Annotated in this window: 11 protein-coding genes; 7 read left to right on the forward strand and 4 right to left on the reverse strand. The window is 71.5% G+C overall.

What is annotated here, in order from left to right:
* Window positions 1–170: 170 nt before the first annotated feature.
* Window positions 171–1,433 carry a PHB depolymerase family esterase gene (locus VF330_RS21045; RefSeq protein ID WP_330853345.1) on the reverse strand — a complete coding sequence of 421 codons (1,263 nt, stop codon included), beginning with the start codon at window positions 1,431–1,433 and terminating at the stop codon, window positions 171–173.
* Window positions 1,434–1,556: 123 nt separating this feature from the next.
* Window positions 1,557–2,324 (reverse strand): DeoR/GlpR family DNA-binding transcription regulator, encoded by a 768-nt coding sequence (locus VF330_RS21050; RefSeq protein WP_330853346.1) that lies wholly within the window; start codon window positions 2,322–2,324, stop codon window positions 1,557–1,559.
* Window positions 2,325–2,664: 340 nt separating this feature from the next.
* Here VF330_RS21050 and VF330_RS21055 point away from each other — a divergent pair, with 340 nt between their 5' ends.
* The 6 genes from VF330_RS21055 to VF330_RS21080 are packed head-to-tail and all read left to right on the forward strand — an operon-like array spanning window position 2,665 to window position 7,443.
* Entirely contained in the window at window positions 2,665–3,795 is a 1,131-nt protein-coding gene (locus VF330_RS21055; protein WP_330853347.1) for an SIS domain-containing protein, read from the forward strand.
* A gap of 6 nt (window positions 3,796–3,801) precedes the next feature.
* Window positions 3,802–4,770, forward strand: a complete 969-nt coding sequence (locus tag VF330_RS21060) for an N-acetylglucosamine kinase (protein WP_330853348.1) — start codon at window positions 3,802–3,804, stop codon at window positions 4,768–4,770.
* Entirely contained in the window at window positions 4,767–5,348 is a 582-nt protein-coding gene (locus VF330_RS21065) for a DMT family transporter (protein ID WP_330853349.1), read from the forward strand. Before VF330_RS21060 ends, VF330_RS21065 begins: the two co-directional genes overlap by 4 nt.
* Window positions 5,349–5,699 (forward strand): EamA family transporter, encoded by a 351-nt coding sequence (locus tag VF330_RS21070; protein ID WP_330853350.1) that lies wholly within the window; start codon window positions 5,349–5,351, stop codon window positions 5,697–5,699.
* Window positions 5,696–6,616: a 1-phosphofructokinase family hexose kinase gene (locus tag VF330_RS21075; RefSeq protein ID WP_330853351.1), complete on the forward strand. Its 921-nt coding sequence runs from the start codon at window positions 5,696–5,698 to the stop codon at window positions 6,614–6,616. The genes VF330_RS21070 and VF330_RS21075 overlap by 4 nt, the downstream gene beginning before the upstream one ends.
* Complete coding sequence (locus VF330_RS21080; protein ID WP_330853352.1) at window positions 6,613–7,443, forward strand: class II fructose-bisphosphate aldolase; 831 nt, start codon at window positions 6,613–6,615, stop codon at window positions 7,441–7,443. Before VF330_RS21075 ends, VF330_RS21080 begins: the two co-directional genes overlap by 4 nt.
* Here the strand turns inward: VF330_RS21080 and VF330_RS21085 are convergent.
* Together VF330_RS21085 and VF330_RS21090 are read right to left on the reverse strand one after the other, a co-directional pair.
* On the reverse strand, window positions 7,424–8,032 hold the full coding sequence (locus VF330_RS21085; RefSeq protein WP_330853353.1) for a TetR/AcrR family transcriptional regulator: 609 nt from the start codon (window positions 8,030–8,032) through the stop codon (window positions 7,424–7,426). The two genes, VF330_RS21080 and VF330_RS21085, sit on opposite strands and share 20 nt — an antisense overlap.
* Before the next feature lie 13 nt (window positions 8,033–8,045).
* Window positions 8,046–8,486 carry a nuclear transport factor 2 family protein gene (locus VF330_RS21090; protein WP_330853354.1) on the reverse strand — a complete coding sequence of 147 codons (441 nt, stop codon included), beginning with the start codon at window positions 8,484–8,486 and terminating at the stop codon, window positions 8,046–8,048.
* A 147-nt stretch (window positions 8,487–8,633) separates the two neighbouring features.
* Between VF330_RS21090 and VF330_RS21095 the strand changes: the two genes are divergently transcribed.
* The coding region (locus VF330_RS21095; RefSeq protein WP_330853355.1) for a helix-turn-helix domain-containing protein at window positions 8,634–9,205 on the forward strand (572 nt) is incomplete at its 3' end.

Consider the following 9,205-nt stretch of genomic DNA (forward strand, 5'->3'; position numbering starts at 1 on the left):
AGGAACGACGAAGGCAGCTCCCTCGTTGAGGAAGCCGCCTTCGGTGGTGCTACCGATGCGGAACTACTTGCCGTTGTCCTTGCGGACAAGGGTGCAAGTAAAGCCGTTTTGGTGGGCGATACTGGGATCGAACCAGTGACCTCTTCGGTGTGAAATGCGGCCTCAATCGTTCACGCGATGGCGCAGGTCGCTCCGTTGAGCGTGAACGACGTCGGAGCGGCCGCGTTGCCGGTGTGGGTGGCCTGGAAGCCGATGTCGACGGACCTGCCGGGCGGGATCGTGGCGTTGTGACCGGCGTTGCGGGCGGTGACCTGCCCGGTCGACGGCGAGTAGGTCGCGTTCCAGCCGGAGGTGATGGTCTGCCCGCCGGCCAGGGTGAAGGCGAGCGACCAGCCGGTGACCGCCGCGGTGCCGGTGTTGGTGATCGAGAGGCTCGCGGTCAGCCCGTTGTTCCAGGCGTTGACGGTGGCCTTGACGCTGCACGTGCCGGGAGTCGGCGGGTCCGGGTCGGGGTCGGGGTCACTGCCGCCGGTGATGCCGAAGAACTCCAGCGCTACGGCGGCCATGCCCGCCGACGGCAGGCTGTGCCCGGCGCCCTGGATGCTGTACGACTCGACCTTGTCGGAGTAGCGGCTGCGGTTCCAGCCGGCCCGCGGGGTGTCGGTCGACGTCGGCGTCTGGCTCAGGCCGAACACATTCGTCCACTGCTCGACTTCCTCCTGCAGCAACGAGTACGGCACGAGCGTGTCCGCGGTGCCGTGCCACAGCTGCATCCGCGGGCGCGGGCCGGTGTAGCCGGGGTAGGCCTGCCGGACGAGGTTGCCCCACTCCTGCGGGGTGCGGTTCGCGCCTCCGCCACCGGTGCACCTGCTGCTGCCGGGCGGGTAGTCGGCCGCGTTGGCGAAGCAGCCGAACGGCACGCCCATGAACGCCGCGCCCGCCTTGAAGACGTCCGGGTACAGGGCGAGCATCTCGTTGGTCATCATGCCGCCGGAGGACGACCCCGTGGCGAACACACGATCCGGGTCGCCGCCGTAGCGCTGCTGGACGTAGGTCACCATCGAGACGATCGACACCGGGTCGCTGCCGCCGCCGCGCCGCTTGGCCGCGTCCGACCACGTGTCGAAGCACTTGCCGAACCCGGCTTCCTGCTGCGCGCTCGGGTAGATCACGACGAAGCCGTACCGGTCGGCAAGCGAGGCGAACTCGCTGCCGGAGTAGAAGCCGGGACCGGAGCCGCCGCAGCCGTGCATGGCCACCACGACCGCGGGCTTGGCGGGGCGGGTGTCGGGCACGTAGACGTGCATGCGCATCCGGCCGGGGTTGTCGCCGAAGCTCGTCACCTCGACCAGTGACGCGGCCGACGCCGGGGTGACGCCGACGGTGGCCAGTGCCAGGGCGACGGCCATCAGGATTCTTCCGAGAGTGATCACAACCGACCTCCGGGTCAGGGTTTCCGAAGCTCTCCCGGACCGCGAAGTTATTCATTTCTGTGACGGTCGTCAATTTTTCGACGAACGAATGTGGTTGGGCGTTCGACGAACGACTCCCGCGGCTCAACCGTCCTTTGTGGCCGGTACCTCCACGACCGTGACGCGCACGCCCGCGGCCCGGATCGCCGCCACGGCGGCGGGGTCCGCGGACAGGTCCGTGACGACTTCGTGCACGTCGTGGATGTCGGCGATGCGGGCGAGCGTGGCCTTGCCGAGCTTGCTGCCGTCCGCCATCACGATCACCCGCTTGGCGCGGCCGAGCATCGCGCGGTTGGTGCGCGCCTCGTTCTCGTCGTGCGTGGTGATGCCCGCGGCGGCGTCGATGCCGTCGACACCGATGAACGCCGTGCCGATGCTGATCGACGCCAGCACGTGCTCCGCCCACGGGCCGACGAGCTCGTAGGACTGCGGTCTGGCGACGCCGCCGACCACGACGAGCTTGTGCCGCGGGTGCAACGCCATCTCCATCGCGATGTTCAGCGCGTTGGTCACGACGGTCAGGTCGCCGCGGCTGGGCAGCTGCTTCGCCAGCTCGCTCGTGGTGGACCCGCCGGTGAGCGCGATGACGTGCGACCCCGACGGCAGCATGCGGACCGCCTGGCGCACGATGGCCCGCTTCGCGTCGCGGGAGCGGCCGCCGCGATAGCGCACCGGCACCTCGTTCCCCGCGCCCTGCGGTTTCGCCCCTCCGTGCGTCCTCGTCAGCAGCCGTTGCTCCTCCAGCTGCGCCAGGTCGCGGCGCAGTGTCGCGGACGAGACGCCCAGGTGCGCGCAGAGGTCGCCGACCTGCAGCGAACCGGTTTCCCTGAGCACTCGCAGTATTTCGGACATGCGTTCCGCTCGCGTGGTGCGCCTTTTCCGGGTGCGGATTTTCGGTGCCGGTGAATCCGTCGGGTCGGCCATGGAGCGGAGCCTACGACAACTCTTCGCGGTGAGCGATTGTTCACGCGCTGCACCGACCGGCGTAACGCCTGAGCTGGGGAGACACCGCGAAACGCTCATTTCGAATGCTCACTTGAGCGGCGAACCTTGCCACTCGCGCAGCGCCGGACGTACGAATGCACCACTCGTCGAACCGGCGGAGGAGCCGGGGACTCAGGGCGATCAACGGCATTCGGAGAATGCGTCCGAATGGGTCTGGGATGTGTCCCGGTAATCGGAAGGCGACACCATGGGTGAACGTGGGCTCGGCAGCAGCTGGACCGCGGAGGAGATCGGGCAGCAGCCCGCCGTCTGGCCGCGGGTGGCCGCCGCGGTGGAGCAGGCCCGCCCGCGGGTCGAGGGCCTGGTCGGCGCGGCACTGGCCGACGTCAGGACCCGCGTCGTGCTGACGGGCGCCGGCACGTCGGCGTTCATCGGCGAGGTCGTCGCCCCCGCACTGGCGCGGCACCTCGGCAGGCCCGTGGAGACCATCGCCACCACGGACGTCGTCTCCGACCCGCGCGCCGCCGTCGCGGACGACCGGCCGGTGCTGCTGGTGTCGTTCGCGAGGAGCGGCAACAGCCCGGAGTCCCTCGCGGCCGCGGAACTGCTGCACCGGCTCACGCCCGGCCTGCGGCACCTGGTGATCACCTGCCACCCGCAGGGCGAGCTGGGCCGCAGGTGGGCGGACGCGGACGACGCCGTCGTGGTCGCGCTGCCGGAGGAGACCAACGACCGCGGCTTCGCGATGACGTCGTCGTTCACCGGCATGGCCCTGGCCGCGTTGCTGGCCTTCGGGGTCGGCGTCGACGTGGACGCGTTGGCGCTGGCCGGAACCGCGGTGCTCGCCGAGGCCGCGGAACGGGCGTCGGCGATCGCCGGTGCCAAGCCGGAACGCCTGGTGTACCTGGGTTCCGGCGCGTTGCGGGGTCTCGCCAAGGAGGCAGCGCTCAAGAGCCTCGAACTGACCCGCGGCCAGGTCGTCGGCATCGCCGACTCGTCGCTGGGATTCCGGCACGGCCCGAAGTCGGTGCTCGACGACCGCACCATAGCGTTCGTCTTCCTGTCCACCGACCCGTACGCGCGCTCCTACGACGCCGACATCGCGCGGGAGCTCGTGCAGGCGATCGGCGCCGACCGCGTGGTCGTGGTGGGAGAGGCGGACTCCGCCGAGTGCGGCGGTGCCCAGGTCTGGCCGGTGCGCGGCTCGTTCGGCTCGCCGTCCGAGTGGGCGCTGGTCGCGGTGATCGCGGCCCAGGCGACGGCGCTCGCGTGCTCGCTCGCGCTGGACCTGACGCCGGACAACCCGTTCCCCGGCGGCGAGGTCAACCGCGTGGTGCAGGGCGTGGTCATCCACGAGTTCACCGACAGCAGGGAGTGAGCCGACATGTTCCTCGGTGTCGACGGCGGGGGTACGAAGACCGCGTTCTGCCTGGTCGACCTCGACGGCCACGTGGTCGCGGAGGCCCGCACCGCCAGCGTGTACTACCTCAACGACGGGCTGGAGATCGTGGAACCCCTGCTGCGGCAGGGGATCGCCGAGGTCTGCGCCGCCGCCGGGATCGACGTCGCCGGCATCACCCACGCGTTCTTCGGGCTGCCGGCCTACGGCGAGATCAGCCGTGACGTCGCGGTGCTCGACGCGTTGCCCGCGAAGATCCTCGGCGGCGACCACTACCGCTGCGGCAACGACATGATCTGCGGCTGGGCCGGGTCGCTCGGCGCGGTCGACGGCATCAACGTCGTCGCGGGCACCGGATCGATCGCTTACGGCGAGAACCGCGGCCGCACGTGGCGCGGTGGCGGCTGGAGCGAGCTGTTCGGCGACGAGGGCTCCGGCTACTGGGTCGCGGTCAACGGCCTCAACGCCTTCAGCCGCATGGTCGACGGACGCCTGCCCGCCGGGCCGCTCGTCGGCGAGATGCGCACCGCCCTCGGCCTGGAGGCGGACTTCGACGCCATCGACGTCGTGGTGAACCAGTGGCACGGTGACCGCGGCAAGATCGCGAACCTGAGCAAGGTCGTGGTCGCGGCGGCCGACGCGGGCGACACCGCCGCCGCGGGCGTGTTGCACCAGGCGGGCCAGGAGCTCGCCCTGCTCGTGAACGTCGGCCGCCAGGCCCTCGAGTTCCCCGCCGCGGAGCGGGTCGCGGTGTCCTACTCCGGCGGCATGTTCAGCTCGGCGCACGTGCTGACGTCGTTCCGCGAGTCGCTCACCCACGACTTCGACCTGCGCGCACCACTGCTGGAACCGCACATCGGCGCCGCACTCCACGCGGCACGCCTGCACGGACACCCGTTGCGGGCAGAGCACATCTCACCTGCCGCGCTCTCCTTCTCCAGGAGTCGACCATGACCGGACCCGGTACGTCCCCCACCGCCCTCCGCGCGAACAGCTGGATCCCGTACGCGGGCCTGCTGGTGCTGTTCTGGGGTGTCTGGGGCGCCTTCTCCGCGCTGCCCACCAAGCTCTACTCCTACCCCGACCCGATGGTCTACGTCGTGTGGTCGCTGACGATGCTCATCCCCGCGTGGGTGTCGTTGCGCGGCAAGAAGTTCGACCGGAGCCGGACCGCCGCCGGGTACGGGCTGCTGATCGGCCTCACCGGTGCCGGCGGGCAGCTGCTGCTGTTCAAGGCGCTCACCATCGGGCCCGCGTACGTGATCTTCCCGATCGTCGCGCTGTCCCCGGCGATCACCGTGCTGATGGCGTTCGGCCTGCTGCGCGAACGGCTCGGCGCCCTGTCGTGGACCGGTGTGGTGCTCGCGCTCGTCGCCGTCGTGCTGTTCTCGGTGTCCACCGGTGACTCGACCGACAGCGGCTGGCTCTACCTGCTGCTCGCGGTCGGGGTGTGCGTGGCGTGGGGCGTGCAGGCGTTCTACATGCGCAAGGCGGCGATCGCCGGGGTCGACGACCCGACGACGTTCGGCTAGATGACCATCAGCGGCCTGGTGCTGATCCCGGTGGCGGTGCTGATGATGGGCGGACTGCCGCTCGACTTCCCGTGGCAGGCACCGGCTCTGACCGCCGGCACGCAGATCCTCAACGCCGTCGGCGCGCTGTTCCTCGTCATGGCCATGAGCCGCGGCAAGGCCTCGATCGTCGCGCCGGTCACCAACGCGCTGGCGCCCGTGCTGACGATCGTGCTGTCGCTGCTGGTGTTCGGCGCCACGCCCGGCGTCTTCCAGGTCGTGGGCATCGTGCTGGCACTGGCCGGGTCCACGCTGATGGTCTACCGCGCCGAGAAGAGCAGCGAGGCGGTCCCGACCGAGGCGGCGACGTGACGCACCGGGTCCTCACGGTCACGCTCAACCCCGCCGTCGACGTCACCTACCGCGTGCAGGCGTTGCGGGTGGGGGAGACGGTCCGCGTCCCGCAGGTGCGGTCGCGGGCGGGCGGCAAGGGCGTGAACGTCGCGGCCGTGGTCACCGCGCTGGGCGAGGACAGCCTCGTGCTCGCGCTCACCACGACCGCGGAACCGGACGAGTTCCGCGCCGGCTTGGAGGAGCTGGGCCTCGCGCACCGGCTCGTGCCGGCCCTCGCCGCGGTGCGCAGGACCATCGCGGTCGTGGCCGACGACGGCACCACGACCATGTTGCAGGAGCACGGTTTCCCGGCCTCCGAGGGTGCCGAGGCGGAGATCACCGCCGCGTTGCGCGACGAGCTCGAAGCCGGTGCGGGCGCCGTCGTGATCTCCGGCAGCGTGCCCGCCGGCCTGGACCCGGAGGTGCCCGCACGGCTCGCGCGGCTGTGCGCCGGGTTCGGCGTGCCGGTGATCGCGGACGTGTCCGGTGCGGCACTGCGCGCCGCCGCGTCCAGCGGGGCGGTGCTGATGCCGAACTCCGACGAGCTGGCCGAGCTCGTCGAGGACGGCAGGGCAGGGGACCTGGTGGCCGGGGGAGCGGCCGCCGTGGTGGCCACCGCCGGACCCGAGGGCGCGGTCGCGCTGACCGCGCGAGGCTCCTGGCGGGCCCGCCCGGCCGAGGTGGTCGCGGGCAACCCGACCGGCGCCGGGGACGCGGCCGCCGCCGCGCTGGCACTGCACCTCGCCCGGTCCGGGCAGCGGCTCGACTGGCCCGCCGCGCTGGCCGACGTCGTGGCGACCTCGGCCGCCGCGGTGCTGCGGCCGGTCGCCGGCGAGATCGACCGCGGGGCCAGGGCCCGCTGGATCCCCCTGACGACTGTGGAGGAGACGCGATGACCGCGGAGTGGACGACGCTGCTCGGCGAGATGCGGGCGGAACGACGCGCGGTGGGCGCGTTCAACGCCATCATGATCGAACACGCGGAGGCCATCGTCGCCGGCGCGGAGCTGAGCGGACTGCCGGTGATCCTGCAGATCTCGCAGAACGCCGTGCGCTACCACGGATCGCTCGCGCCGTTCGCCCGCGCGTGCCTGCAGCTCGCCGCCGACGCGACCGTGCCCGTGCTCGTGCACCTCGACCACGTCGAGGACGAGCAGCTCGTCGACGAGGGTCTCGGTCTCGGCATCCGCTCGGTCATGTTCGACGCCTCGAAGCTGAGCTACGAGGACAACGTGGCGCGGACCCGCGAGGTCGTGCAACGCTGCCACGCCACCGGATGTCTGGTCGAGGCCGAGCTGGGCGAGGTCGGCGGCAAGGACGGCGCCCACGCGCCCGGCGTGCGCACGGATCCCGGCGAGGCGGCGGAGTTCGTCGCGGCGACCGGGGTCGACTCGCTCGCGGTGGCCGTCGGGTCGTCCCACGCCATGACGGACCGCAGCGCGGTCCTCGACGAGAAGCTGATCGCGGACCTCGCCCGTGCGGTGCCGGTTCCGTTGGTGCTGCACGGTTCCTCGGGCGTGACCGACGACGGGCTGCGGGGCGCGGTCGGCGCCGGCATCGTCAAGGTCAATATCGGCACGCGGCTCAACCAGGTGCTGACCGAGGCGGTCCGCGCGGTGCTCGGGGAACGCGAGCAGCTGACCGACCCGCGCCGCTACCTGGCGCCCGGCCGCGACGCGGTCCGCGACGAGGTGGCCAGGATGCTCACCGTGCTGGCGAAGTGAGCGCCGCGAGGGTGATCCGCTGGGCGGCCCGAACGGTCGCGGGGAGTGCGGCCGGGTCGCGGCTGATGCGGTCGCACGCCGCGCGCATCGCGCCGGACAGCAGCTCCACGGTGAGCTGGACGTCGTCGGCACCCTGGAACTCCCCGGTGCCGATGCCGTCCCGCACCACCTTCTCCACCTCGGCGACGAGAGCCGTGAACGGGTTGTCGTCGCCGTCCGGCAGGTCCGCGACCAGCGGGCTGGAGTTCGGGAGGAACATCAGCCGCATGGCGTGGTTGGTTGACTCGGACAGGATCACCTCGATGATCTCGCGCAACCGGTCCGCCGCCGGGGCCGGTCGTGCGGCGATCTCCGCGACCTGCCCGGCCAGCGGACGGCTCGCCCGCCGCGCGAGCTCCAGCACCAGCGTCCGCTTGTCGGCGGCGTAGTTGTAGAGGGTGTTGCGCGCGAGACCGGCCGCGGTCGCGATGTGGCCCAGGGTGATCGAGTCGTAGTCGCGGTCGAGCAGCAGCCGCCGCACCGCCTCGGTGAGGTCGGCCCACACCTTCTCGTGGTGCTCCTCGATGGTGGCGGCGCGGATCCGCGGCATGGTGCTGGTCTCCTCAGTTCGCGGCGGTGGCGAGGTCGGGCTGGTTCTCCTGGTGGACGGCGGTCAGCTTGACACGGCTCAGGCGCCAGCCGTGCGGCGTGCGGACCGCCTCGTTGTCGTAGAAGCCGACGACCAGCCAGCGGTCGGCGCCCGGCAGCCAGTGTTCCGCGCGGACGTGGGCGTGGACGGTCGCGGTGTCGCCGTCGACCTCGACGACGTGGCCGGTGATGGCGTGGTGGGTGGCCTTGAACGGCGCGAAGCTCGCGCTGAGCACCTGCACGTAGTCGGCCAGCGGGACCGTCATCTCCGGCAGGCCCGTCACCGACGAGAAGTCGAGCGTGAGCGGGTCGGTGAAGACCCGCCCGGGCAGGGTCGTGAACTCCTTCAGGTCCGCGATGTCGGCGTACCGGCTGATCAGCTCGACGAGCTCGGCGCGGTCTTCGGGCGTGGTCATGGGGTCCTCCACTTTTGACGACAAGCTGTCGCAAAAGATTACGACACTCTGTCGCCAAAATCCGGGGGTGCTGATGGTGGCCCTGCTCACCCGCTGTCGAAAGATGGCGTAATCTGGATGATGACATCATCTGAACGGGGAGGGTCGATGGTCCGGCTGACGCGGGTGCAGCAGCAGGCGCGGACGCGAGCCGCCGTGCTGGCGGCGGCGCGGGACGAGTTCACCGACCGCGGCTACGCGGCGGCGAAGGTCGACCGCATCGCCGAACGGGCGGAGCTGACCCGTGGCGCCGTGTACTCGAACTTCCCGAGCAAGCGCGCCCTGTACCTGGCGGTCCTGCTCGACCTGGTCGAGCGCGGGGACGCACCCCCGGTGAAGGACTCCCCGCGCTCGACGGCCGACGCGCTGGGAGCGTTCGCCAGGGTGTGGCTGGAACGCCTGCCGCTGGTCGGCGACACGGGCGGGTGGTTGCACCTGCGGTCGCTGGACGGCGTCCTGGACGACGGCCACGTCCTGGCGAAGGTGGCCCGGCTGGAGGCGTTGCTGCTCGCCACGGCCCTGGAGCACACCGGACCGGCCCGCCGGGTGCGCCTCGCCGAGCTCGTGCTGACCCTGCTGGACGGCGCCGGCCACCGGGCCGAGACCGCACCGGGCTTCGGCGACCCGTTCGACGTGGCGCACGCGTGTCAGCACCTCGCCGGGATCGACCTGACCGACAC

Source organism: Lentzea sp. (assembly GCF_036380075.1).
Classification (GTDB): domain Bacteria; phylum Actinomycetota; class Actinomycetes; order Mycobacteriales; family Pseudonocardiaceae; genus Lentzea.